Raw genomic sequence first — 25759 nt, 5'->3', positions numbered from 1 at the left:
TAAAAAATTAATTATAGTGCGTACCACTCTAACGTTAAGTTTTTAGTCGATTTAAAGTTATACCAGCGACTCCAATAACAATAACGCTGAAAGATGAGTTGATTTCTGGTATGTGAGCGCCTGCAAGATATTATAAAAACAGGCAGGTTCATTTAGCGGTAAATGGAACTAATAAAAATAAACATTATCAGCGCAACAAAAAGAACTAATCAAAAGCAACAGGCGAGGATGGCCTGTTGTTTTTGTATCTAAACTCAATTTCATAATTATTTATCTATTTCAACTCTTTTCGTCTTTTAACTCTATTGAGTAACAGATGGATTATATTTTTGATTAAAAAATAACCACTAATGTTTCATTTATTAACATCCTGCCTTTTTAGCCATTTTTTTGTATACCCTGAATAAAACATGATCAAAAAAAGAGGTAAAAACGTGCTTATTTTTCATGGAAAACCTGTTCACGGAGCTATCTTCGATATGGATGGGACAATGTTTGACACTGAGCAATTACGGTTTCAAACATTGCAACAGGCATCTCAAGAACTCATTGGACAGGAGTTTTCACACGAATATTTAATGCAATGTTTAGGCTTAAGTGCAACTACTGCTGAGCAACTGGCTCAACGTCTATATGGCGTAAATGTTCCATATAAAGAAATTCGAAAAAAAGCTGATGAGATGGAACTCGAATATATTCGAAAACACGGCGTACCGATTAAAAAGGGTTTAGTTCAGGTTTTAGAACGTTTACGAAAATCGGGTTTAAGAATGGCCGTCGCGACTTCAAGCCGTAGGGCAATTGCCGAAGAATATTTAATTAATGCGAATGTTTATAAATTTTTTGATGTGATTACCTGTGGTGATGAAGTAGAGCAAGGAAAGCCACATCCAGAAATCTTTTTAAAAGCTGCTAGTCAACTTCACTTGGACGCTAACCAGTGTCTTATGTTTGAAGATTCTGAAAATGGTTTAACTTCAGCTCACACTTCAAAAGGTTTAACGATTTTATTAAAAGATATTAAAGAACCAAATGATGAAATGCTGGAAAAAGCACATTTTTATTATGATCAGATGTATGACTTTTTAACCGATCTCGACCAATTTATCCCTGTTATGGACATGCCGGAAATGCAGGAATCTTTTCCGCAAAGTCTGAATCAACTTACAGTTGGGATACATGGTTTTGGTGCTATTGGAGGTGGTTACGTAGCGCAAATCTTGTCACATTGGGATGGATATACAAAGCCAAAACGTATTATTGCTTCTACAAGAAATAGTCTTTTTCGCGAAGCCGTAAATGCATTTGGAACATATAGCATTCGCTATGGGCAATTTTCTTATGATGAACGTATTGAGAATATGACCATTGTTGATTCTGAAAATGAACAACAAATGTTGGAGATGTATACCCATTCAAGTTTGATCGCACTGTGTTTACCCGAACAGGCCATCGAAGCTGAAGCAAAAATAATTGCAAAAGGGCTGTATGCACGTTTTAACTCATCACTTGAGACATGTATTGAACCACTAACTTTTCTAATTATTTTAAATAAAGTCGGCGCGAAATATTTAGTTATGAAACATCTTAGAGAAGCTCTACTAGAATTGACCAACGATGAAGATGTAACTGAGCATATTTTAAAAGAACATTACTTTTGCGACACCGTTGTAAACCGCATGGTTTCAAAGCTATCTAATCAAAATTTATATCGCCAACTTCGTATTAAGCATAATTTTCTTGAACAGCATTTAGAAGATGTGGAAAACGAGGAACAAATCGAAATTGAAGACTGTAATAAACTGACCCAAGACCAGCAAAATCAGGCATCTTTATATGTCGATAACATGCGCCGTAATTTCCAGCCAGGCCATATATTACAAAGCATGGATCTAATTCTGTTTAATAGCGAAACGGACATGCCAATTTATGTAGAAAAAGGCAGCCCTTTACTCGAAAAGTTGCGTCAAGTTGTCTTGGTTAATCAGATTACAGACATTCAATTAATCAAAAACCGACTATGGAATGGCGTGCATGCCATGCTTGCTTGGTATGCATCTTTACTGGGTTATGAGTCTATTGGTGTTGCCATGGGGGATCATTCGGTTAAAGTATTTGCAGAGAACTTAATTCGAGAAGTAAAACAGGGGCTTGCAATCGTATTACCTAACTATGCGAAAGATTTGGATCGTATGGCACAAAGCTTTCTAGACTCATGTGAATATGCTTTTAAAGATCCTTGTCAACGAGTGGCAAGAGATCCACTTCGCAAATTAACTCATAATGAAAGAGTAATCGCATCAATTGAGGTAAATATCGCGCATGATTTATCTTATAAAAATCTCTTAAAAGGTGCTGCCTTAGGTTATGCCTATGCTATTCAATTTTTAGAAATTGAAGAGACTGATGCAATTAAACATTTACACGAGCAAGTTCAAAAACTGGATATGAGTGCTGCTCAAAAAGCACAACTTGAAGTTGAGTTAACGCAATTAGTTCAATATTTATTTTCTGAACAAGGCAAACAGCCGTTAAACATGAATATTGTCAACCCAAAAAAAGCGCGTACTCAATATGCCTAAATCCTTTTAATTATGCTCTACAACTAAAGGCAAACATGCTTTAATACAAAAATTGAATGATTTTGAATTAAAGCTGTGCTGCTAAAACCTTCGACGTTCATGGTGCCAACATCTATACGGGATTATCCCGAATGGCATCTTGGACGGCAAAATTATGCATTGTGGTATTTAGAAATTAATGATCAAAAAATAGTTGATTATTTAGATGACTTGCGTGCACATTTTTCAGAATTTTTAGTAGAACCCAATAGTCGTCAATATCATATCACGCTGTTTATATGTGGATTTTTAGGCCACGAAACTAGAATCTATAGTGATGACTTTAGTTTGAGTGAGTTAGAGCAGCAAAAGGAAATTTTAAGAAAAGAGAATTTTTCCTCATTTCAATTAAAAATTGGTTCTGTTGATAGCTTTAGTAGCGCTTTATTTGTAGAAATAGGAGACACCGAAAATATCTTATCCCAAATACGCCAAAAGTTAGGTTTAGTTTCTAATGAAATTGCGGCTTTAGATTATTGCCCACACATCACCTTGGGATTATATAAAACAGACTATAGTAGTGATTTGATTTTACAAAAAATTTCTGAATTACCTGTACAATATAAACAGGCTGAATTTGACCTTAAAGTTGAGCATTTAACATTTGGTTATTATCAAGCTCAAACTTTACAAGGTAAGTTATATCCGTATCAGCATTTGTTTTTAGGTGATGCATGTTGCAACTGATTTTGGGTGGAGCCCGTTCTGGCAAAAGCCGACTGGCTGAACAAACGGCAATAGACAGGCAATTAGCTGTCACTTATGTTGCAACGGCGCAAGCGCTAGATTCTGAAATGCAAAGTCGAATAACCCATCATCAAAATCAGCGTCCTTCTCACTGGTCCTTGGTTGAAGAACCTTTATATTTAGCAAAAATGCTGCAAAAAATTGATAGACCTAATCAAATTATTCTTGTGGATTGTTTAACACTTTGGCTAACCAATTTGTTACTTTTAGAAGATCAAAATGTTCAGAAATTTGAATGTGAGCAGCTGTTAAAAATTTTACCCACGCTTCAGTCAGAAATTATTTTAGTAAGTAATGAAACTGGTCTTGGTGTTGTACCACTCGGTGAGATCAGTCGTCGGTTTGTCGATGAAGCAGGCAGACTACATCAAGCTCTAGGGCAAATTGCAGATAAGGTTGTGTTTTGTGTGGCTGGTTTTCCAATGATTTTAAAAGGTGAGAAATAAAATGAACTGGTGGTTAGAGACTGTACAGCAACCTGATTTGGACACAAAACAACAAGCTGAGCAACATCAACTTCAACTCACTAAACCTACTGGAGCTTTAGGTGATCTAGAACTGATAGCAGTCAAACTTGCTAGTTTGCAATCAAATGTACATCCGCAAGTTAGCCATCCATGGATTACAGTTTTTGCTGGAGATCATGGCGTGGTTGAAGAAAATATTTCTGCATATCCTCAAGCCGTTACCCGTCAAATGCTACAAAACTTCACGACTGGTGGTGCAGCAATTAGTGTACTTGCTAAATATCATCAAGCTCATTTGCAAGTGATTGATTGCGGTACCGTAGGTGAAGCATACGAATACATCGGAGTTGAACGTCATTGTATTCGTGCCGGCACTGCAAATTTTGCCAAACAAGCCGCAATGAATGCAGATGAATGTCGTGCTGCTTTAGAGTTAGGTAAAAACAGCGTAGACACGGCCAAATCTAAAGGTGCAGATATTTATATTGCGGGTGAAATGGGGATAGGAAATACCTGTTCTGCTTCTGCCTTAGCATGTCTTTTATTAAATGATACTGCCGAACAATTAACTGGAGTTGGTACAGGAATTGGTGCCGATCAGTTAAGACATAAAATTGAAGTGATTGAAAAAGCAATCGAGCTTCACCATAAACATGTTACTGGCGATGCGTTCAAAACACTATGTGCAGTTGGTGGATTGGAAATTGCGGCAATTACAGGTGCTTATATTCGCTGTGCGCAGGTGGGCTTACCTATCATTGTGGATGGTTTTATTAGTTCGGTCGCTGCTTTATGCGCAGTACGAATGAATTCTAAAGTGCGTGACTGGATGCTTTTTGGCCATCAATCGGCAGAATATGGCCACCAACGTATTTTACAAGAACTCAATGCTGAGCCGATTTTAAAAATGAATTTACGTTTAGGTGAAGGTAGTGGTGCTGGCGCTGCTTTGGCATTGGTTAAAATGGCATGTGTATTACACAACCAGATGGCTACATTTGCCGAAGCTGCTGTTAGCGGGGATAAAATTGGGTAAATTTAGAATTGATTTGCTCAGACATGGCGAAAGTCAATATAGCCATACTTTACGTGGACATTTAGATGATGAGTTAACAGCAAAAGGTTGGCAGCAAATGCAGTCAACCATTGAGCAAGTGGCTAATCAGCCATGGGATGTCATTATAAGTTCATCATTAAAACGTTGTGCTTGTTTTGCTGAGCAACTTGCGAAGACAACTCAGCTGCCTTTACTTCTAAATCATGACTTAAAAGAAATGTATTTTGGTGATTGGGAAGGCGTCTCAACTCAGCAAATTTATGAAACCTCACCTGAATTACTTGCAAATTTTTGGCAAAAACCGAGTCAATATTGTCCACCTCGCGCAGAAACATTAAACCAGTTTCAAACAAGGGTTCTTAAAGGTTTTCAGGATTTGCTGAAGCATATGCAAAAGCAAAACTTACAGCATGCTTTAGTTGTTACTCATGGCGGTGTGATTAAGCTATTGGCTTGTTTAGCCAGACAACAACCTTTAGACGACTTACTTAAAATGCCAGCAGAGCTTGGAAAATTATATTCACTCGAATTTTCTGAAACAGATGGACAGTTAACTTTTATATTTAGATAGTAGTTTTATATTTTTATACACTTGTAAGTTATTATTTTTATAAAGATATTTAAGTCTATGTAATAGAACTGTCATTGCTAAAAACTAAGCTATTGGCATTTCTTATTAATCACACATCTGGCTTATGAATATTTTATTTAAAACAACTATACTCGCTGCATCACTATTACTCGTTGCGTGTAACGATAATGATGATCAAGGAGCTCAAACTACACCATCTACAAACCAATCAAAATATTATCAAACGAAAACACCTTATCAACCTCAACAAGAAATAAAAAACTATGAACAAACACCGAATGGATTCCAGCCAGTTTTTACAGAGCTAGTAGCACGTCACGGTTCAAGAGGTCTCTCAAGCCTGAAATATGATTTGGCACTTTATAATTTATGGAAACAGGCAAAAGCAGAAAATGCCTTAACACCATTAGGTGAGCAATTAGGTGCTGATTTAGAAGCTATGATGAAGGCAAATATCTTATTAGGCTATGGTGTAGAAGGGATCCGCCAGTATGGTTATGGGAATGAAACTATGACTGGTATTTTAGAACACCGCGGCATTGCCGATCGCTTATTACAGCGCTTACCAACTCTTTTAAACTCGCAAGCATCTATATTGGTACAAAGTTCTGGAGTGGATCGTGCGGTAGATAGCGCAAAATTCTTCACTGCTGAACTCATCAAACAACGACCGCCACTGAAAGATAAAATTGTTCCATTGTCTTATACCAATTTATCGAGTGAAAGCGTGCCAAGTGTTGAAGATGGTGGCGTTGATCGTTTCAAACTCTATTTTCATAGTTTGAATGCAGACGAAGACTTAGCTCAACCCTTGAATGCTAGCCAACAAAAAATTTATGATGCTAGTCAGGCCTATCAAGATTTTGAAGAAAATAATAAAGATTTAGCACAAAAGTTAGATGAGTTATCGAAAAATACCGAGGCTGAAAAAACAGCTCAAACAGTGCTCAGCCCGATTTTTAAAGCAGACTTTATTAAAAAACTTGGTACAACAGGTTATAGTTTTAGCAACACTGGATCTTTTACAGTCACTTCACCTAAAGGTGAGCAAATTACAGAAAAAGGTAAGGGCAAAAATACGATTGCTAGTGCAGTAGATGCAGCAGCTTATATTTATGAGCTCTATTCAATTTCGGGCGGCATGAAAGATGAGTTAAAAGGTGTCGATTTTGATAAATATATGCCGTTAGATGCTGCAAAATTTTATGCTGAATTTAATGATGCGAATGATTTTTATGAAAAAGGTCCAAGTTTCACAGAGTCAAATCAAGTCACAAGTGAAATTGCCCAAGGACTCAAACAGGACTTGTTCCAACAAGTTGATGCGGTTGTAAATAAAACCCAACCATACAAAGCAGTTTTACGTTTTGCCCATGCTGAAATTATTATTCCTCTAGCAACCAGTCTAGATTTACATAATATGATGCAGCCTTTACCGCTTCGCCAGACTTATAATTACTCAACAAACACATGGCGCGGTGAAGTAGTTTCACCTATGGCTGCAAATGTACAGTGGGATATTTATCAAAATAGCCAAGGCTCTACTTTGGTTAAAATGCTTTATAACGAAAAAGAAACTTTGTTTAAATCTGCATGTAACTATGCACGTTATACACCAACTAGTTTTTACTATGACTACATCAAATTGAAACAGTGCTATCAAATGCAATAGATTTTCAGTTTTTGAAGTCTTTAATGGGAATAGGGATTGCTATTCCCATTTTTATTTCTTCATAATTCAATTTGTTTTTAAATATAGACCAGTTAGAGACTTGGATATGACACCTTTTTGGATTGCATTGCAATTTTTAACTGTTCTGCCTATTGAGCTAAAGATAATGCCAACGGCGCAACAAAATGGTCGAGCTATTTTATTTTATCCGCTGGTTGGGCTGATTATTGGTGGCATACTTTTTATTGTTGCCTGTCTTCTTGCCAAATTACCCATTCTTTTACTTACGACAATCATACTCACTTTATGGATTTGGCTGACAGGTGGATTGCATTTAGATGGGCTAGCAGATACGGCCGATGCATGGGTAGGTGGTTTTGGAGACAAACTACGTACTTTACAAATCATGAAGGATCCAAGTTGTGGCCCAATTGGAGTCCTCAGCTTAGTTATCATATGTTTGCTCAAATTTGCACTGGTTTATGTATTGATTGAACAGCATCAAGTGTTATTTTTAGTCTTTGTTCCTAGCCTTGGGCGTGTGGTGCCATCTATTTTATTCTTAACTACACCATATGTACGTGAAAAAGGGTTAGGGCGTTCTTTGACAGATCACTTACCTAAAACAACTTCATGGATAATCACTGGGTTCGTTCTACTATTACCTTTGTATTGGGAGTTGCAAGGGCTTATTGCCATCATTAGTTTTTTAATAAGTCTCGTTTATTTAAGAAATCTGTTTATTAAAAGAATTGGTGGTATTACGGGGGATACTGTCGGTGCAGCGATTGAGCTAAGTGAAACCGTACTGCTCTTTGCTTTTATTGTGAGTTATTTTTATTTAGTTTGATTTTGAATTTCACCCAAAAATAAAAAAGCCCTCAAGAATGAGAGCTTAATTTTCAATCTTAAAAAGATGAATTAGCGATTTGGTAAAACTTCTTTTAAAGCTTCATGCATTTCAAGCAATGTCTTCTCGGTAGTTTCCCAGTCAATACAGCCATCAGTTACTGATTTACCATATTCTAAATCACAAAGATTTTCAGGAATATCTTGGCGACCACCTTTTAAGTGACTTTCAACCATAATACCTACGATTGACTTGTTACCATCTAAAATTTGTTCAGTAATATTTTTAAGAACAAGTGGTTGTAAATACGGGTCTTTATTTGAGTTAGCATGGCTCGCATCAATCATGATTTTGTTGCTCACTTTAGCTTTTGCTAAAGCATTTTCTGCTTCTGCAACAGAGCCTGCGTCATAGTTTGGTTTACCATTACCACCACGTAATACAACGTGTGCATAAGGGTTACCATTTGTATTAATAATTGAAACCTGACCGTCTTCATTTAGACCTAAGAAACTATGGCCATATTTAACAGATTGCATCGCATTGGTTGCAACAGTTAAACCACCATCTGTACCATTTTTAAAACCAACTGGTGATGATAGGCCAGAAGACATTTCACGGTGAGTTTGGCTCTCTGTTGTACGTGCGCCAATTGCAGACCATGAAATTAAGTCTTGGTAGTACTGTGGAGAGTTCGGGTCGAGTGCTTCAGTTGCACATGGCAAACCTTTTTCATTTAATTCAAGCAAGAGTTTACGGCCAATACGTAAACCTTTTTCGATATTAAATGAGTCATTCATATCAGGGTCATTGATTAGGCCTTTCCAACCAATTGTTGTACGTGGTTTTTCAAAATAAACACGCATAACTAGATATAGAGTATCTTTAACCTTTTCGCTTAGCGCTTTTAAGCGATCAGCATATTCGTGAGCAGCTTTTGGGTCGTGAATAGAGCAAGGACCAATAACAACAAACAAACGTTTATCTGAACCATCTAAAATATTACGAATAGTTTCGCGGCCTTTTAGAACAGTTTGCGAAGCAACATCAGATAAAGGAAGTTCTGACTTAAGCTCATTTGGTGTTACAAGAGTTTGAATGCTTTTAATATTAACGTCGTCGATATCTGGCTTTGAAACGGAATTTGAATGTGTAGTCATTGCTGTCACTGGTTCGATCATACTAAAGGTTGTTTTGTGTACTGAATATACCATGAAATAATTATGAAAATACTACATCTCATGGTATTTCAGATTGGAAAAATCCTATTGATTTTACTATCTTTCAGTCGAGTTGCCTGTTTTTTCGGCAACTACTGCTTGTTGTTGTACCACAGGTGCTTTCGGTTTTGCTTTGACTGGATGAACCATAAAGTTAACACCGAGAGCAAATAGGGTAATCCCTAGAATTTTTCGGATTAAACGTTCAGGCATACGAGAGCTAATTAATGTGCCAATAATAATTGCCGGAATTGAACCCACTAATAACCACACCAGAAGTGTAAAGTCGACGTTACCAGCACTCATGTGTCCAAGGCCAGCCACCAAGGTAAGCAATACTGCATGTACAACATCCGACCCAATAATTCGGATCATTGGCAAGTTTGGGAACATAATCACAAGAGCCATGATTCCAAATGCACCCGCACCAACTGATGAAAGGGTTACGAATACACCTAAAATGATTCCCATAATCACGATAAAGCTACGTTTTTTATGGATTGCCAATTGCTCATTTTCAGTTTGGGTAACTTCTTTAGATCTGAATTTATTAAAGAATTTCTCAATGCGCGTACGGAAAATGATGGAAACACCAGTTAAGGTCAACATAAAGCCTAATACCATGGTTAATACAACTTTATAGTGTGTTGACTGGCTTAAATAATGCTCAAGTACCCATGAAGTAATGAAAGATGCAGGAATACTACCTACTGCTAACCATAAAACAATTGGCCAGACAATATTGAGTTTTCTAGCGTGAACCATTGATCCACAAAATTTTGAGATTGCAGCATAAAGTAAATCGGTACCAATTGCGATATGAGGTTCAATTCTAAAAAGGCTAATTAAAATTGGTGTCATTAATGATCCACCACCAACTCCTGTAATCCCTACACAGAAACCAACTAACATACCCGCTAAGATAAATTCAAAAGCACCAGACATCTTTATCGCCACTTATCACGAAACGCAGATATCTTATTCCTTTTAGAGATAAACAGTTGTCATGAATAATGATTTACTTATGCAAAAAAAAGCTAAGCAACGAAAATTTTGCTTAGCTTGCACTATTTTTCATCATTTTTTAAAGAAAATGATTATTTTGATGACTTTAGTGGGTTAATTAAAAGTATAAGAATAAAAGTTAATGGCGTTGCAAAGATCCACCAACTGACAAAACCAATTGAAAATTTATATTGTTGAATAAGAATAAATGCACATAAACCAAATAGCATGAATGCAGCTATTTTAAAGTGCCGGTAATATTTTTGAGCTAATGATTTGAAATGACCTGTTGATTTCGGCGATCGATATTTTTCGCTCGCCATAAACAATAAATACATACCTAATAAAATTAAGATGAAAGCTATAAGAATCATGAGCTCACCTCAGTATTTAATTTATTCAGCTTTTTTTGAATTTTTGCGACAGCTTTATGCTGGATAGGTTGAATTTTGCAAAATATAAAAATGGCTAAAGCTGCAAATAGCCACAAAAATACATCTATGCGTGCAAAGGTCCAATAATCACTGAGGTTTTGCATATAATCATGTTTAAGTAAATAAATTAGATTTAAGATTGGAAGTGCAATACACAGCATAATAAAAACGCTAAGTTGAGTTCGCCACAAATGCTGTTTTTTAGTGATTAATGCAATGATTAAGCTGATTAACCAAACCAAGAAAAAGCTATAAATTTCATAATTGATTGTGGTTGAAGTAACTGTAAATAATCGATTAGCGCTTAAATAGGCGACAGTTGCACAAGGCAATCCTACAAATGCTGCAATATTTAAACGGTCAACTAAGTAGAGCCCGAAATGAAACTGACTACTTTTATTTTGAATTTGGCGTTTAAGACTCCAAAGTAATAAACCAGAGGCAATCATTACACAGCCTAAAATGCCTGAGAAAAAGAATCCTAAACGAAGCAAAGGCTGAGCAAATGTCGCCATATGTAATCCATAGACACCCGCATTTAACGTTGCAATAGGGCTATTATTACGTGTATCTGCCAAGACTTCGCCAGTTGAAGCATTTAAGGTAATTTGAGGCTGATTTCGAGTAATAGTGCGGTCTTCTTTTTGAATAAATGTAATTTGAGCTTGATTGGTATTCGGGTTTTTTACACTCATCGTTGATAAAGGTTGGTTGCCCCAACTTTGTTGAACTTGGCTCAACAACTTCTCAATAGCTAAGTTTTGAGCAGGCTGAATCGATTGATTCTCAAGTACGGTCTTTGTACGAATTTCAGTAAAATATTGATAAGGGTTTTCAGCGTAAAGTTTTTGCATTCCCCAAGGCAGATATAAATAAAAGAAAATAGCTAAGCCTGTAAATGTAATGGTTAAAAAGAAGGGCAGAGCAACGACTGAAGAAATATTATGAAAGTCTAGCCATGAACGCTGAGACTTAAATGTACGTAAAGTAAAAAAGTCAGTGAATATTTTTTTATGGGTAATAATGCCTGAAACCAAAGCAATCAGCATAATAAATGCGGCAAGACATACGACTAATCGCCCAACTATGATTGGAATGCCAAAAAGTTGGTAATGGAAGCGGTAAAAAAAATCTCCGCCTAGAGTTGCCGAAAGTTTAAGCTCTTTTCCCGTGTTAGCATCAAGTGTGGCATTGCCATAACCGCCGTCAGCTTTTTCCCAATACATGGTGTTGATCGGACTTTCTGGTGTTGCAACTGTTAAATACCAAGATTTGGCGTCTGGAGCGTTTTCTTGTAAATATTGATATGCTGTTTTAATAGCTATATCTTGATTTACTTCATATTGGGCAAGTGCAGGCTGCATCCATAAATTAATTTCGTGGCGGTAATAAGACAGGCTACCCATTAAGAAAATGGCAAATACGAGCCATCCAAAAATTAAGCCAGTCCATGAGTGTAGCCATGCCATAGATTGACGTATACCTTTATGCATAACCCACCGTCCGTGTCACAATAAAGAAAAGAGCAAATAGTGCGATTGATAGAATGGTCAGTCGCACTAATGATTGAATGCAGAAACCAACAATCACAAAGACGACATAAAATAAAATCGCTATAAATGCTGAAAGATAGATAGCCTCAGCTTTGTCCAGATTCAAAAGGAAAATTCCAGTGAGTCCAAGACTTAAATACGCCATACAGGCAAACCCCATACCGAAAACTAGCAAGAATCGATAGAAAACTTTTATACGATATGACACAGGGAGATTTACAGTTTTGGACATCTTTACTGACACATAAACAAAGAATAATAAGTAAAGCCAATCCCTAAATTGGGATTGGCTACGGTATTAATATTTAAACTTTACAGCAACTGTATAATTGGCTGGAGCGCCATAGTAACCTTGGCCACCAGATAAACCTGTCAAATATTTTTCATTTGTCAGGTTGTTACCATTTACTTGGAACAGTACATGTTCGTTTAAATCATAACTGGCCATAACGTTAAGCAATGCATACGCATCCTGTTTTACAGTTGAGTAAGAGGTATCATGTATATCATCTTGCCACTTAATGCTTGCACCAACTTTTAACTTTGGAATCTGTGGAACAGTATAAGATGCCAAAACGTTAAGCGTTTGAGTCGGGATATTAGGTCTACCTCTTTCACCCGTTTCCATATTTTTTAGACTAAATGTTGAAAAACCAAAAACCAAATCTAAGTTATCAGTTAATTTTCCAGTTAATCCTACCTCAACACCTTGCGATCTAATCGTTCCGATTGGAGATGAGTATTTGTTATAAAGCGGATCCCATAATGGGTTTAGTGCAAAATTATCTTCATCTGTTCTAAAGATGGCGATATTTCCTGTTAAAGCCCCATCTAACCAAGCGCTTTTTACACCTAATTCATAGCTTTCACCCTCTACTGGCACAGCTGTTTGTTTAGTAGAAAGATCAATAACAGTTTGTGGTCTAAAAATAGAGGTATAACTCATATAACCTGTGTATTCAGGAGTAAAGTTATATGTAATACCTGCATATGGAGAAACTTTATTCTTTTTATATTCTAAAGTGTCGATTTCAGTGTAGTTGGCACCTAAGATAAATTTAAGATCCTCACCTAAATGAAGACGAGTCGCACCGTAAACGGACTTCATGGTTCTTTCTTCTGGGTCTGCATAGGTAAAGTCTCCCCAAGTCGGTTCTTCAGGAGTCCAGCTTGGTAAGTCTGTGGTAATAACACCTAAACTACTGCCATACGAATAAACACTTTGAGCACTATATTTTGACCAGTTATAACCAATATTTGCTTCGTGTTGCTGTCCTAATAAATTAAAAGTACCTTGAATGTCTGCATTAGCAGTAGTTTCTTTAAATTTCTGATTATAAATTTCTGGATATAGTGAAATACCAGACGTATTGTCAGTAGCAGAAGGAAAACCACTGAGATAAAGCATTTTATCTTTAACATCTGATTTCTTAAGGTTATAGCCTAATCTTAACTTCCAGTCTCCCCATAATTTTTGTTCAATATTGGCAAAATAATTATCTATTTCCCAATCGTAGTATGTCCATGACGGTGCATAATTATAGTTACGAGAATAACTTAATGGTTCACCTTTGGAGTTAACCAAGGGTAGAGCACCCCATTGAGAACCATTAGCATATTGACGAGTTTTCGAATATCCTGTTGAAACATTTGTGGTGTCTGTAACGTCAGCTTCTAAAATTCCTTGAAATCCATTTTTTTCTTCTGAATAGCGGTCTAGATAAGAATCTCCTACTTTCTCATAACCTACAAGACGTCCTCGTACTCGTCCATCTTGTGTAAGAGAACCAGAGATATCCGCTTCATAACGTTGTGTATCCCATGAACCATAGCTCACCCCAGCATTTGCTTGGAATTCTTTAGTGGGACGTTTACGGATATAGTTAATTGTAGCGCCAGGATCTCCCAGAGCATTTGTTAAGGCATCAGCACCTTTGACAATTTCAACACGATCATAGAAATAACTGTCTGCATCACTATTGTTATAATTATAGCTGTCAACTTGAGGGATACCGATTCCATCAACCAAAATATTTGAAATATCAAAACCACGAGCCGTATAAGTTGTTCGGTTGGTTTCTAATCCGGTTACAGTAACACCTGGTGTATTACTTAAAATATCTCGGGTACTGGTAAGTCCGAAATCTTCAATTTGCTGACGAGTAACGACGTTAATGGTTTGAGGAGTTTCTTTAGCCTCAATATTAAGCTTGGTTGCGCTACTCGAGTTCTTAACATTATATGCTTTGGTTTGTTCAGAAGACTGCTCAGCATTTGATGCTTTAACTTGAATCGTCTGTAAAGCTTGTACCTGTGCATCTTGGGCATAGGTGAGGTTTGCATAACAAATTGCGCAGGCGATTACGGTAAGCTTAAATGGTCGAGGTGGGATATTCATAAGATTAAAGATAATGTAAATAATTCTCATTTATTTTATTGTTTGTAAATGTAAGCTACAATTCAAATTGCATTGTTAATTTAGATTAAAAGATGGTGAATGAGTGTAATTTTAGATAGTTTGTGCTGTGGCTGCTCTTGGTTAGTACATATAGATCAAGTTCAAGATTGATAAACCTCTATGCTAGAATGCATTATTTCAAATTCTTGGGTAAATGACCTTGGCAAACCGAAAACTTAAAATAGGCATTGTAGTTGGGGAAGTTTCTGGAGATACGCTTGGTGTAAAACTTATGCGTAGTTTTCGAGAACAAGGAATCGATGCCGAATTTGAGGGAATCGGTGGTCCTCAAATGATTGCTGAAGGTTTTAACAGTTATTACCCAATGGAAACTCTATCTGTGATGGGGATTGTTGAGGTCTTAAAAGATTTAAAAAAATTATTCGCCGTGCGTGATGGTCTAATCAATCAATGGACTCAACATCCGGTTGATATTTTTATAGGTATTGATGCACCAGACTTTAACCTTAGACTTTCGAAAAGTATTAAAGAAAAGAATCTTCCAATAAAAACAGTTCAATATGTGAGCCCATCAGTTTGGGCGTGGCGCCAAGGGCGTGTTCATGGCATCAAACAAAGTATAGATTTAGTACTTTGCTTATTTCCTTTTGAAAAAGTTTTTTATGAACAATATGAAGTTCCAGCAGCATTTGTCGGACATCCGCTAGCTAAACAATTGCCACTTGAGAATCCAATTCAAATTGCCAAACAGCAATTGGGTATTGATGAAAATCAAAAACATATTGCCTTGTTACCTGGTAGCCGCAAAGGTGAAGTAGAGCGTCTTCTTCCTATGTTACTGGGGGCTGCCAATATTTTGCATACCAAACATCCAGATATTCAATTTTTAATTCCGGCAATTAATGATGCTCGTAAACAACAGATTGAGCAGGGTGTTGAACAATTAGCGCCTCAATTAAAAGCAAAAATTCATATTTTAGAAAATACGGATAGTGAATCGAAAATTGGTCGTATGGTCATGAATGCAAGTGACGTTATTGCTTTAGCTTCTGGAACAGCGACATTAGAAGCCATGCTCATGCATCGCCCAATGGTCACATTCTATAAATTGCATTGGTTAACTTATTTAATTGCTAAATTCTTGGTGAAAATTCCTTATTACTCTTTGCCTAATATTATTGCCGGTAAAAAAGTAATTGAAGAGCTGATTCAAGCCGATGCAACACCTGAAAGTTTAGCAGCAGAAATAGAAAAACTAATGAATGTTGAAACCGCTCAAATTCAGGTGATGCAGCACTTAACCATGCATAAACAGCTTATTTCTGGAAATACGGAAGACCCAGTTCAAGTCATCCTAAATGTACTAGAGAAGTAAAAAAAAGGCATTCATATAAGAATGCCTTTTCTATTTATGCACGTACAATCAGCTCGTACCCTGTATATTTACGAATGTTGATAACACCGATATCAAAAATTAAATATTGGCCTTTAATCCCTTGTAAGACACCACGAATTTTTGGTGTTTTATCTAAGTTTAGAGACTTAATTTTTTCAGGATATTGTTCAACTGGGTAAACAAACTCACGTGGCAATTCATTTTCTAGTAGTTCAACCGTTTCGTTAAATTCAAGGTTTTGACTAAATTCTTCACGAATAGTTTGAATTTTAGGGGCGAACTCTTCGATTAATTGATCACGTTGTTCAACCATATTTAAAGGTTCAGCTTCACCCTTGAGGAGTTTGCGCCAATCTGTTTTATCAGCAATTAAAGAACCAAACATGGTTTCAAGCTGACCAGATAAACGGCGCGATCCAACTTTTAAAATAGGTAAGGCTTGAGTTGCACCTTGATCTAACCAACGACCTGGCATATGGCTAACACGAGTAATACCCACTTTTAAAGCACTAGAGTTTGCCAAATATACAATATGTGGTTGGAAACAAACGCTATGGGCAAAGTCATCTTCACGACATGTACCTAAATGATAGTGACATGTTTCAGGTTTCATAATACACAAGTCACATTCCGCTTTAGTTTTAAAACATTTAAAGCAGTGACCTTGAGAATAAGACTTCGGTGTTTTAGTGCCACAAGAAGTGCAATAAATATTACCTGTCCATTCGATTTCTAGTTCTTGTCCTAAATTAAAAGGAAGATCAATTTCTGAACGGTCTAATACAAATTTGTATTCAACATTTGCCTTGGTTGTCTGTTGATCAGTTACACTAGCATCTTTTAGGCCTGCATGCATTTTATGGCAAATGCCTTGTAGTTCCATAAAGTTTAAACTCACATCTTTCAATTAAGGGTTGCAGTTATGGCTGAACAAAATGTCATCACTTCTATGCTAGACGATTTATCAAACGAACAGCCCATTCATACTGCACTTTGTATTGGCCAGAAAATTGACCAGAATAACGCAATTCAATGGCACTATTTTACCGTAACTGAGCTTTTAAGTCTGCCTTTTACTCAGCGTTATGACTTGGGTTTTGTATTGTTTGATACTGATGAAATGCAGAACATCAGCGATGTACAAAAATCACAATTATTAGTAAAGCTAAGAGATTTATTAGCGAAACGAATTGTAGTGGTAAGTAAACGCAGTGATGAGCAGTTATTACGTTCTTTAGGTTTTACTCAACTTATTGATAAAACTTCACATGATAGTGATTTTGCTTTATGGCAATTTAATATATTGACTTATAAACATGTTCCAGACTGGTTTAATTCAAAGTTCTGGGCGAACCCGGAAAACTGGAATAAATTCCGCTGGTAAAAGGGCCTTAAATCTCTTTCAAAATTTAACAATTTGGTTTTTGCTGTCTTAACAAGAATCCGCGTATGCTCATGTATAAACCATACATAAGAGTTACACATGACTAATTTAAGCAATATTGTAGAAGTTTTGGCTAAGCAGGCTTTAGGTGGAAATCAGCAAGCGTCAGGTCAAGGTGGTTTAGGTGGAATTTTAGGTTCAGTACTAGGACAAGTGGGGGGCAATACTTCTTCGGGCGCTCAAGGTGGCCTTGGAGGAGTATTAGGTTCTGTATTAGGGCAAGTGACTGGCAATAACAGTACACCTCAAACAGGTGGCGGCGTACAAAGTTTATTAATTGCAGTTGTGCCTTTAATTTTAGGTTGGGTACAGCAACAAGGTGGTTTACAAGCTGCATTAGAAAAGTTGAAAGGTGCGGGTTTAGGAAGTCAGGTTCAAAGTTGGGTTGATCCAAATCAAAGTAATAGCGAAGTTCCGACCCAACAGTTACAGAGTCTATTTAACCCAGCTGACATTGAACAAGTTGCCGAGCAAGCTCAAGCGCCAAAAGAACAAGTTTATGGTGCAATCGCATCGGTCTTACCTCAGGTCATTGACTCTTTAACACCTCAAGGTGACAGTACCGATCATCAAGAAGCAAACCAAGATATTCAAAATGTCATGAATCTTGTAAGTGGTTTTTTAAAATAAGATATAAATCTTAAAAAAGCTGATAAGTTTTATATCGGCTTTTTTTACTCAGGACAAAAAATAAAAGGGCATAAGCCCTTTTATTTTAGATCTGAATCAAACATAACTGATTAGAAGTTATATTCGATACCAGTACCTACAACAGTTTGTTTGTCGTCTTCTTTAATCCAGTCGCGTTTTTGTTGAGCAACGATACCGTAGAAGCGAGCTTGTTTGTTGATTTGGTAATCAAGACCTAAACCGTACAAGTCGATTTTACGATCTGATTGGCCACTTACTTGTGTTTCAGCTGAAGCATATTCTGCTTTCACTTTAAGTTTAGTGTTAGGAATTTTATAAGCAGCTGTTACTGCATATGCTTCTTCTTCTAAACCACGGTAAGCTTTACCAGCTTTATCGATTGAACCATCTGATTTATATGATTGACCATATGCAGTCAAGTCATCAGTAGGTTCAGCGTGTTGCCATAAAGCACCTACAACAAAACCAGATTTAGCAATATCATAAGAACCAGTTACACGGTAAGCATCGGTATAAACATCTTTTAGACCGTAAGCTGCATATTTACCTTTAATACCAAAGTCACCAGCAGCAGCAATTGCTAAACCGATATCTTTGTTTTCGTAACCAAGCGATGTTGATACAGAGTCAAAGCTATCATTTTTGCTATCTTTACCAGTTTCACCCGGTTTGCTATCAGAGGTGCTTTCGCCAGTTTGAGCCATGATATTGAATGTTAAACCAGCTAATAATTTAGGGTCTAACTCAAAACCGATCACGTTGTCTAAACGGTTTTCACCGTACATGATATTAGTAATATCTAAACGTGTATCGTCATTAAAGATGTCTTGGTTACCACCAGCAGCTGTTTTGAAGTAAGAATCATACTTACCTACTTTTAATGTACCAACACCTTCAGTTTTTAAACCGATAAAACGGTTACGAGCACTAAGGTCAGTATCAGAACCTGAACCATCAGTAGAAATTGCCCATTCAGCTAAATAAACAGCAGATAACTTGTCAGTTAATTTCTCTTCGCCTTTTACCCCAATACGAGAAGAGTTTGAGTTAACTTCGGTAACGTCACTTTTACCATCGAAATTTTTATTATCAACTTGGTTAATAGAAACATTTAGTTTGCCATACAAAGTTGGCGCTGCTTGCACCGCGTTTACGCTCAAAGTTGCAACTGCGGCAGCGAGTAGCAATTTCTTCATTGAGATTTCTCCAAAAGGTATTTAAAAATGGCGTATGCCTAGCTAACTATTTATTTTGTAGTTGACTTATGTACAAAAAGTTACAAAAGCTCACCAACTTGCTAAGCAGTATCGGCAAATTTTGTGACAGGGAAGTGAAGAATAAATGACAGTTTTATGACGTTTAAAATTTAGAAATAAATTAGTTATTTTCATTTTTTATAGTTTTTAGACGAAAAAAAGCGGAGCCTAAACTCCGCTTTAACCATCTAAAAATCAAAGAGCTGCTTTAATTTTTTCAGCTAATTCTTTAATTTTTTCTTGATCTCCTAACTCAACAGCATGGCGTCCAAGATGATGCACATTTGTTGGAATTAGGTGAAAATGAACATGTGGAACAGTTTGTCCTGCTGCTGCTCCAGAAAGTTGCATCAATACAATACCTTCCAAATTGAGCGCTTTTTCCATTGCCTTAGCAATCTTTTGAACAATTTGTATAGTATAGGCTGCTGCTTCAGCAGGTAAGTCCAGCAGTGTTACAGCAGGTGTTTTTGGAATAACTAATGTATGACCATCGGTTTGAGGCATAATATCCATAAAAGCTAGAACTTGATCATCTTCATAGACTTTTATCGCTGGAAGTTCTCCACGTAAAATTTTTGCGAAGATATTTTGATCATCATATGCCATGTATTATTCCTTTAAAATTATTTACATTTCAATTCTTTTTGACGTTCTTTAATAGCGTCAAGACGTTGTTGCTCTTTGTCAGAAAACTTTGGTTTTGTCGTGTGACAGTTTTCATTACCATATTTTTCTTTAGCATCAGGATCTTTAAAGCAAAAGCCTTTTGACGCATAAATCAAATTATAATCATCTTGCAATTTTTGACATTCTTGCTCAGGTGTTGCAGCTTGTACGCCTAAACTAGCAATGCTCACCATGCCAGTAAAGACTGCAACCATAAATTTATTCATGAGCTTTTCCTCAGTTAAAGGTATGAACCTGTACTCAATATAAGGTTTCTTACCAATATTTCAATGACTATTAATTACTCAGGTGTCATTTTGGTTTATATTTTGGGCAAAAAATGAATAAAATCTTTATATATCAATATTTTAAAAATAAACAATAAAAACAAAAACTTAACTAAATTTTTATATTTCTTTCCATAATTTAACTACTATCTAACACCTTGTAATTGCTCATAATGAAGGAAATAGGGAGCTTGCTTCTATTAAATAAAAAATCAAAAAGTTCGTAGAAAAGCCATATTCATGACTCATCTTTTGCTGAAAAGACAGCTTTAGTTTGAATTTTGGTCAATGGAAAAGAAAGATATTAATGACATGATCAAAGAACAAAGCGTGATAATTATCACATTTTGTATTTTAGGATTAGGTGGAATTCACTAGGCCCATTTATTTTAGACGGAAATGGGCTTCTCTTATTGAAACAGAGATAAAATTATTTTCGACTTTTATTTAAGATTAAAATTCACCTGAAAGATGCATTGATTTTACATATTTAAAGTCTTATTATATGGCCCATAATTGCTGCGTTTGATAGTTTTTGTTTTTATAGCCCATTTCTCCAAATGAAATGGGCTTTTTTTATTAAAGTTATTTCGAATCATTAAAATTTAGTATTTTATATTGAGAATAAGTTCGCCTTATATTTAGATTTTGTGACATAGTCTAAATGTTGCTTTCATAATTGCCCTGATAGTTACTTTCTACCCTCATACCCTTACACATAGTAATAGTATATTCATCATACTTCCTTAAAGGATCTAGTCATTCGTTAAGACTAAATATTAAAGGAATAGGTGATGTCACAATTTTTATTAATTGCTGAAAAAGTTTATAAAAAGTTCGAAGAAGAAAAGCTTTTCTCCGAGGATGTAATTGGGCACTTGAATAGCTTAGTTAGTATTATCCGGTAAGAGATAAAAGACACTTCATACAAATTAAAATATAACTTTATTGATTTTGAAGAATGTTTAAATAAACCTGCAAAGGAATGTTCAGTTAAACTCGATATCAGCTTAATGCCAATTTATAAGAATAAAAGTGAGTACATTATGTGGTTAGCGAGTTTTATCGAAAAAATTACTCTAGGTGGAAGAGAAAAGTTTCCACCGCTTACAAATAGTTTACTTCCGAGCTGTATAGTGACTAATCCTTATGTAACAAAACTGGAGCAGGCCAAGGCCTCTTCTGAAAAAAGTGCGCAGATGATTGTAAATTACTTTAAATCATCCGATTATAAAAAAGTTAATAAAGTGCCTTCATAGTGAAAATAATAATTTTCTATTAAAACAATAATATTTTTGGTAAATGCACCATTACACGAGGGCTTATTGTAGCCAAGCCAATAAAAGCAATGGATTGAATTATGGCCTCATTCTTAAATTTGCGTTGATCGTTCGGTGAGCCATTTTGCTAGTTGTGGCCAGAACTCCAATGCACTTGCCTGACTCGACATGAGACCCAAATGTCCGCCAGGGATGAGAGTAAACGTAACATCTTGGCTACTGGTTAACTGGCTTAATGGTTGAGCTGCATCAGCGGTAACCAGTTGATCACTACGACCCGCGCCCACTAAGAGAGAGCAGTCGATATTTTTTAATTCAATTTTTTTATCTTTTAACTCAATAAAGCCGCACTTCAATGGATTTTGCAACCAAACATTGAACAACATGTCCTGATTAATTCCACCCGGGTAATCAATCATATTATTTAAAAAGCTACTTAGAGTGGCATGCTCTTGTACGAACTGAAGATCATTAAGATTTTTTAGTAGTTGAATATGACCATCGAACCAGCCTTTAGGGTCGAGAATTTTGAAACCTAAAGAATTTAAAATTCCTGGGCTATGAATCAGACGTTTTGGCAATCCAGAGTAAATACGTTTTTGAATTTTTTTATTGCGGCCAATCGTGTTGTTTATGGTTCGATAGAGTTTCCCAATATAGCCAGAAGCATAACTGTCTATTGGACTACCAAGAACAATAAGATTTTTAACATAATTTGGATGATTATGCGCTGTATATAAAGTGACGAATATACCTGCCATACTCCATCCGTGAAGCGAGATTTGTTCACTTCCAGAGTGTGTTCTGACAAGTTGTATGGCTTTAGGAATGAAATCTTCAATAAATGATAAAAAGTTAAGATGTCTGTCCTTAAACTTTAAACGGCCCCAATCTACCAAATAGACATCAAAACCAGCATTTTGGAAGTATTTAATAAGAGAACGATAAGGGTATAAATCATATATCGCCATATTAATAGCGAGTGGAGCAACAAATACTAAAGGTTCTTTGAATTGTTTTTGAGTAGCTGCGTAATAACGAATACGGGTTTGATTAAATTCACCAATCACTTCGAACGGAGTGCTTTGTGACAATACTAATGTTTGAGGACGAAATAGTCGGGTAGAGAGATGCTTGATTTGACTTTGTTCAGAGACAAGGGACTTTAAGCGTTTCATCTTACTTTTACCAACTATTTATTAAAGTTGAATAAAGTCTAAGCGATAATTTTAAGGTTTACCTTGACCTTAAATACCCTAGACACTCAAAATGATGATAGTTTTTTAGTACATGACCAGTAAAGGCGAACATTTAATGCACCAGTCTGATGATTTAGAATACCAACTTGATACTTTAGCCATTCGTACCGGACATACTCGTAGTTTTGAAGGCGAACATGGCGAACCGATTTTTTTGACTTCATCATTTGTATATGAAAATGCGGCTGAAGCTGCAGCAAAATTTTCTGGTCAGGTTCAAGGAAATATCTATTCTCGTTTTACTAATCCGACTGTATCGATGTTCGAAAAACGTTTAGCAGCTTTAGACGGTGCTGAACGAGCTGTAGCGACGAGCTCTGGAATGGGCGCAATCTTGTCAGTTGCTATGGCATATCTAAAAGCGGGTGATCATGTTATTTGCTCAAGAGCAGTTTTTGGTTCAGTTGTTGCCTTATTTGAAAAATATATTGCCAAGTTTGGTGTAGACATTACATTTGTTGATTTATGTGATTTAGACGAATGGAAAAATGCTGTACGTCCTGAAACCAAACTTTTCTTTGTTGAGTCACCGTCTAACCCTTTAGCTGAGATTGCAGATATACAAGCACTAGCAGATATCGCCCATGCGAATGGCGCATTACTTGCGGTTGATAACAGTTTCTGTACACCTGTTTTGCAGCAACCACTCAAGTTTGGTGCGGATCTTGTGATTTACTCTGCGACTAAATACCTAGATGGGCAAGGCCGTGCATTAGGCGGTGCTGTTGTTGGCAATCATCAGTTGTTAGAAGAAGTTTTTGGTGTTGTTCGTACGCTTGGACCATCAATGAGCCCATTTAATGCATGGGTTTTCTTAAAAGGTCTAGAAACTTTACGTTTACGTATGAAAGCACACTGTGAGAGTGCTCAAATTCTTGCAGAATGGTTATCTACTCATGAAAAGGTAGAGAAGGTTTACTACGCTGGTTTACCAGCTCATGACGGTCATGAACTTGCTGCTAAACAGCAAAATGGCTTTGGCGGTATTGTATCGTTCGTTGTTAAAGGCGAGCGTGAAGGTGCGTGGAAGGTTATTGATAATACTAAGTTTATCTCGATTACAGGTAATCTAGGTGATGTGAAATCGACGATTACCCATCCAGCAACCACAACTCATGGCAAACTTTCTGTTGAAGCAAAAGAAGCAGCTGGTATTCAAGAAGGTCTAATTCGTGTTTCTGTTGGTCTAGAAGATATTAATGATATTATTGGCGATATCTCGCGTGGGTTAGATTTAATCTAATTAAGTTATGTTTGTTATGGAAAAGCCACATAGATTTTAATGTGGCTTTTTTGTTACTTATAAACAACAATAGCAATAAAAAGTCTACGTTTTGTTATAAATCAGTCTAAAATTTCAACGTATAAAAGTTCTAAATTTAATAAAAATAACAAAGAGAGTCTTTAGTCATGCTTAAACCAATAATTATTTTAGTTACGATAGGGGTAATTGGTCTGGTTGGATATAGAGTATTTGCCCAAAAAGATGAACCAACACAGATGAGTGAAACTGTATTATTAATTAATGATGCAAACAAATCTGTTCAAGATGCTGATCTTTCAATAGAAAAAGCCAATACTTCGTTCAAGAAAGTTCCCTTAAGTGAATATAAAACAAACAATAAAAGTCTACAGGCTGCCCAGTAACTTTTCTAAATTTTACTTTTTTCTACTCATCAAAAGTTTTCTACATAAAAGCTTTATAGTGGATTGACCATAGAAAATAGTTTCATAGATACCAATAGAAAACATTGATTTATTGTGTCAGAATTACGGATTAATTTTGATTTAAACGTACTAACCTCAATGATCTTGATGATCTATAGGGGGAGTAGAAAGAGTTTAAGTTTTGCAGTGTTATGTGACTATCAATATTACTTGAAATATTTGATAGAGATACGGAGTTAGGTTTATGAATATCAATATGCTTATGCAGCAAGCGCAGCGCATGCAAAAAGATATGGAATCAAATATAAAAAAGGCTAAAGAAGAGCTTGCTCAAACTGAAGTACACGCTGAAGCGGGCGGTGGTTTAGTTAAAGTTACAATGACTGGCCGTTATATCGTAAAACGTATCGAAATTAATCCAGAATTACTTCAAGATGAACCAGACATGATTGAAGACTTAATTGCTGCTGCAGTAAATGATGCTGTGCGTCAAGCAGAAGTGATTTCTGAAGAAAAAATGCAAAAAGCAAATTCTGGTATGGGTTTACCACCTGGCTTAGCGGGCATGTTCTAAGGAAATTCAGTGTTTAGCGATAGATTTGAACAACTCGTTCAAGCTTTACGTATATTGCCAAGCGTTGGTCCGAAGTCGGCTCAACGTATGGCTTTACATCTTTTGATGAAAAATCGAGAAGGGGCATTTGCATTAGCGCATGCTTTACATGAGGCTTCAAGTTATATACATGAATGTAGTGTCTGCCATTCTCTGACTGAACATGAAATTTGTGATATTTGCGCCTCAACTGACAGAGATGATCAGTTATTGTGTGTGGTTGAATCACCAGCGGATGTGATGGCGATTGAGCAAAGCGGTAGCTTTCGTGGAAAATACCATGTTTTAGGTGGCCATCTTTCTCCATTAGATGGTATTGGTCCGGAAGAAATTGGTATTCCTTATCTCATTCAGCGTCTAAGCCAAGGTACTATTGAAGAAGTCATTTTGGCAACCAATGCGACGGTAGAAGGACAAGCGACAGCCCATTATTTGGTAGAGGCGACTAAACATTTACCAATACAAATGACGCGTATTGCTCAAGGTGTACCTCAGGGTGGTGAACTCGAATACGTAGATAGCCATACTTTAAGTCAGGCAGTGCATAACCGCATGAGAATGAAATAAGCATTCCGATGCTTATTTCATTAATGAATGTA

General features: G+C 36.4%; 26 protein-coding genes and 1 pseudogene. 16 read left to right on the top strand and 11 right to left on the bottom strand.

The features are described 5' to 3' along the window. Nucleotides 1-434 precede the first annotated feature (434 nt). The 7 genes from mtlD to ACTJJH_RS03220 all read left to right on the top strand — a co-directional run bounded on the left by mtlD (nt 435) and on the right by ACTJJH_RS03220 (nt 8006). Nucleotides 435-2582, top strand: coding sequence for a bifunctional mannitol-1-phosphate dehydrogenase/phosphatase (mtlD, locus tag ACTJJH_RS03250; RefSeq protein WP_440600729.1), 2148 nt, complete (start codon nt 435-437; stop codon nt 2580-2582). Between the two features lie 99 nt (nt 2583-2681). Continuing rightward, on the top strand, nt 2682-3308 hold the full coding sequence (locus tag ACTJJH_RS03245) for a 2'-5' RNA ligase family protein (RefSeq protein WP_440600728.1): 627 nt from the start codon (nt 2682-2684) through the stop codon (nt 3306-3308). Next, entirely contained in the window at nt 3296-3814 is a 519-nt protein-coding gene (gene cobU, locus ACTJJH_RS03240) for a bifunctional adenosylcobinamide kinase/adenosylcobinamide-phosphate guanylyltransferase (RefSeq protein WP_017386871.1), read from the top strand. The genes ACTJJH_RS03245 and cobU overlap by 13 nt, the downstream gene beginning before the upstream one ends. 1 nt (nt 3815) lies before the next feature. After that, the gene (gene cobT, locus ACTJJH_RS03235; RefSeq protein WP_440600727.1) at nt 3816-4871 is read left to right on the top strand and encodes a nicotinate-nucleotide--dimethylbenzimidazole phosphoribosyltransferase; all 1056 of its coding nucleotides are present in this window, start codon (nt 3816-3818) and stop codon (nt 4869-4871) included. After that, nucleotides 4864-5463: a histidine phosphatase family protein gene (locus ACTJJH_RS03230; protein ID WP_204084908.1), complete on the top strand. Its 600-nt coding sequence runs from the start codon at nt 4864-4866 to the stop codon at nt 5461-5463. The genes cobT and ACTJJH_RS03230 overlap by 8 nt, the downstream gene beginning before the upstream one ends. 124 nt (nt 5464-5587) lie before the next feature. Further along, complete coding sequence (locus ACTJJH_RS03225) at nt 5588-7156, top strand: histidine-type phosphatase (RefSeq protein WP_440600726.1); 1569 nt, start codon at nt 5588-5590, stop codon at nt 7154-7156. A gap of 106 nt (nt 7157-7262) precedes the next feature. Then, nucleotides 7263-8006, top strand: a complete 744-nt coding sequence (locus ACTJJH_RS03220; protein ID WP_440600725.1) for an adenosylcobinamide-GDP ribazoletransferase — start codon at nt 7263-7265, stop codon at nt 8004-8006. 71 nt (nt 8007-8077) lie between these two features. Here ACTJJH_RS03220 and ACTJJH_RS03215 read toward each other — a convergent pair whose 3' ends face one another. Further along, the gene (locus ACTJJH_RS03215) at nt 8078-9187 is read right to left on the bottom strand and encodes a 3-deoxy-7-phosphoheptulonate synthase (RefSeq protein ID WP_014206644.1); all 1110 of its coding nucleotides are present in this window, start codon (nt 9185-9187) and stop codon (nt 8078-8080) included. A 96-nt stretch (nt 9188-9283) separates the two neighbouring features. Continuing rightward, nucleotides 9284-10171 (bottom strand): sulfite exporter TauE/SafE family protein, encoded by an 888-nt coding sequence (locus ACTJJH_RS03210; RefSeq protein ID WP_440600724.1) that lies wholly within the window; start codon nt 10169-10171, stop codon nt 9284-9286. A gap of 61 nt (nt 10172-10232) precedes the next feature. Here ACTJJH_RS03210 and ACTJJH_RS03205 point away from each other — a divergent pair, with 61 nt between their 5' ends. Further along, on the top strand, nt 10233-10349 hold the full coding sequence (locus tag ACTJJH_RS03205; protein WP_002122212.1) for a hypothetical protein: 117 nt from the start codon (nt 10233-10235) through the stop codon (nt 10347-10349). Here the strand turns inward: ACTJJH_RS03205 and ACTJJH_RS03200 are convergent. From ACTJJH_RS03200 to ACTJJH_RS03185, 4 genes are all read right to left on the bottom strand, one after another. Beyond that, nucleotides 10324-10605, bottom strand: a complete 282-nt coding sequence (locus ACTJJH_RS03200) for a hypothetical protein (protein WP_017482232.1) — start codon at nt 10603-10605, stop codon at nt 10324-10326. The two genes, ACTJJH_RS03205 and ACTJJH_RS03200, sit on opposite strands and share 26 nt — an antisense overlap. Continuing rightward, a complete protein-coding gene (locus ACTJJH_RS03195) occupies nt 10602-12158 on the bottom strand; it encodes a PepSY-associated TM helix domain-containing protein (protein WP_440600723.1) in 1557 nt (518 codons plus the stop codon). The genes ACTJJH_RS03200 and ACTJJH_RS03195 overlap by 4 nt, the downstream gene beginning before the upstream one ends. Then, nucleotides 12151-12450, bottom strand: a complete 300-nt coding sequence (locus ACTJJH_RS03190) for a hypothetical protein (RefSeq protein WP_069123200.1) — start codon at nt 12448-12450, stop codon at nt 12151-12153. The genes ACTJJH_RS03195 and ACTJJH_RS03190 overlap by 8 nt, the downstream gene beginning before the upstream one ends. A 66-nt stretch (nt 12451-12516) precedes the next feature. Then, nucleotides 12517-14616, bottom strand: coding sequence for a TonB-dependent siderophore receptor (locus ACTJJH_RS03185; RefSeq protein ID WP_440600722.1), 2100 nt, complete (start codon nt 14614-14616; stop codon nt 12517-12519). A gap of 220 nt (nt 14617-14836) precedes the next feature. On the opposite strand from ACTJJH_RS03185, the gene lpxB reads away from it, so the two are divergent. Then, nucleotides 14837-16012: a lipid-A-disaccharide synthase gene (lpxB, locus tag ACTJJH_RS03180; RefSeq protein WP_086376697.1), complete on the top strand. Its 1176-nt coding sequence runs from the start codon at nt 14837-14839 to the stop codon at nt 16010-16012. A gap of 34 nt (nt 16013-16046) precedes the next feature. On the opposite strand, the gene ACTJJH_RS03175 is transcribed toward lpxB, so the two are convergent. Further along, the gene (locus ACTJJH_RS03175; protein WP_004708933.1) at nt 16047-16916 is read right to left on the bottom strand and encodes a DUF2797 domain-containing protein; all 870 of its coding nucleotides are present in this window, start codon (nt 16914-16916) and stop codon (nt 16047-16049) included. 39 nt (nt 16917-16955) lie between these two features. Here ACTJJH_RS03175 and ACTJJH_RS03170 point away from each other — a divergent pair, with 39 nt between their 5' ends. Next, a complete protein-coding gene (locus ACTJJH_RS03170; protein ID WP_005069394.1) occupies nt 16956-17417 on the top strand; it encodes a DUF6231 family protein in 462 nt (153 codons plus the stop codon). 99 nt (nt 17418-17516) lie between these two features. Next, nucleotides 17517-18107, top strand: a complete 591-nt coding sequence (locus ACTJJH_RS03165) for a YidB family protein (protein WP_320123989.1) — start codon at nt 17517-17519, stop codon at nt 18105-18107. A gap of 110 nt (nt 18108-18217) precedes the next feature. On the opposite strand, the gene ACTJJH_RS03160 is transcribed toward ACTJJH_RS03165, so the two are convergent. The 3 genes from ACTJJH_RS03160 to ACTJJH_RS03150 all read right to left on the bottom strand — a co-directional run bounded on the left by ACTJJH_RS03160 (nt 18218) and on the right by ACTJJH_RS03150 (nt 20280). Further along, the gene (locus tag ACTJJH_RS03160) at nt 18218-19324 is read right to left on the bottom strand and encodes a porin (protein WP_014206653.1); all 1107 of its coding nucleotides are present in this window, start codon (nt 19322-19324) and stop codon (nt 18218-18220) included. 255 nt (nt 19325-19579) lie between these two features. Then, nucleotides 19580-19993, bottom strand: coding sequence for an HIT family protein (locus tag ACTJJH_RS03155; protein WP_440600721.1), 414 nt, complete (start codon nt 19991-19993; stop codon nt 19580-19582). A gap of 17 nt (nt 19994-20010) precedes the next feature. Then, nucleotides 20011-20280 carry a YARHG domain-containing protein gene (locus tag ACTJJH_RS03150; RefSeq protein WP_002122146.1) on the bottom strand — a complete coding sequence of 90 codons (270 nt, stop codon included), beginning with the start codon at nt 20278-20280 and terminating at the stop codon, nt 20011-20013. An 854-nt stretch (nt 20281-21134) separates the two neighbouring features. On the opposite strand from ACTJJH_RS03150, the pseudogene ACTJJH_RS03145 reads away from it, so the two are divergent. After that, nucleotides 21135-21599 (top strand): annotated as a pseudogene (locus ACTJJH_RS03145) (hypothetical protein). 113 nt (nt 21600-21712) lie between these two features. Here the strand turns inward: ACTJJH_RS03145 and ACTJJH_RS03140 are convergent. After that, nucleotides 21713-22798 (bottom strand): alpha/beta fold hydrolase, encoded by a 1086-nt coding sequence (locus ACTJJH_RS03140; RefSeq protein WP_440600720.1) that lies wholly within the window; start codon nt 22796-22798, stop codon nt 21713-21715. A 136-nt stretch (nt 22799-22934) separates the two neighbouring features. Between ACTJJH_RS03140 and ACTJJH_RS03135 the strand changes: the two genes are divergently transcribed. The 4 genes from ACTJJH_RS03135 to recR all read left to right on the top strand — a co-directional run bounded on the left by ACTJJH_RS03135 (nt 22935) and on the right by recR (nt 25727). Further along, entirely contained in the window at nt 22935-24122 is a 1188-nt protein-coding gene (locus ACTJJH_RS03135) for an O-succinylhomoserine sulfhydrylase (protein ID WP_032006131.1), read from the top strand. 167 nt (nt 24123-24289) lie between these two features. Beyond that, nucleotides 24290-24526: a hypothetical protein gene (locus ACTJJH_RS03130; RefSeq protein WP_039761370.1), complete on the top strand. Its 237-nt coding sequence runs from the start codon at nt 24290-24292 to the stop codon at nt 24524-24526. A 265-nt stretch (nt 24527-24791) separates the two neighbouring features. After that, a complete protein-coding gene (locus ACTJJH_RS03125) occupies nt 24792-25121 on the top strand; it encodes a YbaB/EbfC family nucleoid-associated protein (RefSeq protein WP_002113538.1) in 330 nt (109 codons plus the stop codon). Nucleotides 25122-25130: 9 nt separating this feature from the next. Continuing rightward, nucleotides 25131-25727 carry a recombination mediator RecR gene (gene recR / locus ACTJJH_RS03120; RefSeq protein WP_002113756.1) on the top strand — a complete coding sequence of 199 codons (597 nt, stop codon included), beginning with the start codon at nt 25131-25133 and terminating at the stop codon, nt 25725-25727. Nucleotides 25728-25759 lie beyond the last annotated feature (32 nt).

The sequence above is a fragment of the Acinetobacter sp. 22301 genome (assembly GCF_052045285.1).
GTDB classification, from domain to species: domain Bacteria; phylum Pseudomonadota; class Gammaproteobacteria; order Pseudomonadales; family Moraxellaceae; genus Acinetobacter; species Acinetobacter pittii.
Note: the sequence above shows the minus strand (reverse complement) of the source record. Positions and strands in the feature narration are given on the sequence as shown.

Excerpts from the sequence above, each read along its gene's own strand:
- ACTJJH_RS03225 (WP_440600726.1), top strand. The coding sequence starts at position 5,588 with ATGAATATTTTATTTAAAACAACTATACTCGCTGCATCACTATTACTC.
- ACTJJH_RS03220 (WP_440600725.1), top strand. The coding sequence starts at position 7,263 with ATGACACCTTTTTGGATTGCATTGCAATTTTTAACTGTTCTGCCTATT.
- ACTJJH_RS03135 (WP_032006131.1), top strand. The coding sequence starts at position 22,935 with ATGCACCAGTCTGATGATTTAGAATACCAACTTGATACTTTAGCCATT.
- cobT (WP_440600727.1), top strand. The coding sequence starts at position 3,816 with ATGAACTGGTGGTTAGAGACTGTACAGCAACCTGATTTGGACACAAAA.
- ACTJJH_RS03200 (WP_017482232.1), bottom strand. The coding sequence starts at position 10,605 with ATGATTCTTATAGCTTTCATCTTAATTTTATTAGGTATGTATTTATTG.
- ACTJJH_RS03185 (WP_440600722.1), bottom strand. The coding sequence starts at position 14,616 with ATGAATATCCCACCTCGACCATTTAAGCTTACCGTAATCGCCTGCGCA.
- ACTJJH_RS03140 (WP_440600720.1), bottom strand. The coding sequence starts at position 22,798 with ATGAAACGCTTAAAGTCCCTTGTCTCTGAACAAAGTCAAATCAAGCAT.
- ACTJJH_RS03175 (WP_004708933.1), bottom strand. The coding sequence starts at position 16,916 with ATGGAACTACAAGGCATTTGCCATAAAATGCATGCAGGCCTAAAAGAT.
- ACTJJH_RS03215 (WP_014206644.1), bottom strand. The coding sequence starts at position 9,187 with ATGATCGAACCAGTGACAGCAATGACTACACATTCAAATTCCGTTTCA.
- ACTJJH_RS03210 (WP_440600724.1), bottom strand. The coding sequence starts at position 10,171 with ATGTCTGGTGCTTTTGAATTTATCTTAGCGGGTATGTTAGTTGGTTTC.
- ACTJJH_RS03125 (WP_002113538.1), top strand. The coding sequence starts at position 24,792 with ATGAATATCAATATGCTTATGCAGCAAGCGCAGCGCATGCAAAAAGAT.
- ACTJJH_RS03245 (WP_440600728.1), top strand. The coding sequence starts at position 2,682 with ATGGTGCCAACATCTATACGGGATTATCCCGAATGGCATCTTGGACGG.
- ACTJJH_RS03165 (WP_320123989.1), top strand. The coding sequence starts at position 17,517 with ATGACTAATTTAAGCAATATTGTAGAAGTTTTGGCTAAGCAGGCTTTA.
- ACTJJH_RS03155 (WP_440600721.1), bottom strand. The coding sequence starts at position 19,993 with ATGGCATATGATGATCAAAATATCTTCGCAAAAATTTTACGTGGAGAA.
- ACTJJH_RS03170 (WP_005069394.1), top strand. The coding sequence starts at position 16,956 with ATGGCTGAACAAAATGTCATCACTTCTATGCTAGACGATTTATCAAAC.
- ACTJJH_RS03195 (WP_440600723.1), bottom strand. The coding sequence starts at position 12,158 with ATGCATAAAGGTATACGTCAATCTATGGCATGGCTACACTCATGGACT.
- ACTJJH_RS03205 (WP_002122212.1), top strand. The coding sequence starts at position 10,233 with ATGAATAATGATTTACTTATGCAAAAAAAAGCTAAGCAACGAAAATTT.
- ACTJJH_RS03130 (WP_039761370.1), top strand. The coding sequence starts at position 24,290 with ATGCTTAAACCAATAATTATTTTAGTTACGATAGGGGTAATTGGTCTG.
- ACTJJH_RS03150 (WP_002122146.1), bottom strand. The coding sequence starts at position 20,280 with ATGAATAAATTTATGGTTGCAGTCTTTACTGGCATGGTGAGCATTGCT.
- ACTJJH_RS03160 (WP_014206653.1), bottom strand. The coding sequence starts at position 19,324 with ATGAAGAAATTGCTACTCGCTGCCGCAGTTGCAACTTTGAGCGTAAAC.
- cobU (WP_017386871.1), top strand. The coding sequence starts at position 3,296 with ATGTTGCAACTGATTTTGGGTGGAGCCCGTTCTGGCAAAAGCCGACTG.
- ACTJJH_RS03190 (WP_069123200.1), bottom strand. The coding sequence starts at position 12,450 with ATGTCCAAAACTGTAAATCTCCCTGTGTCATATCGTATAAAAGTTTTC.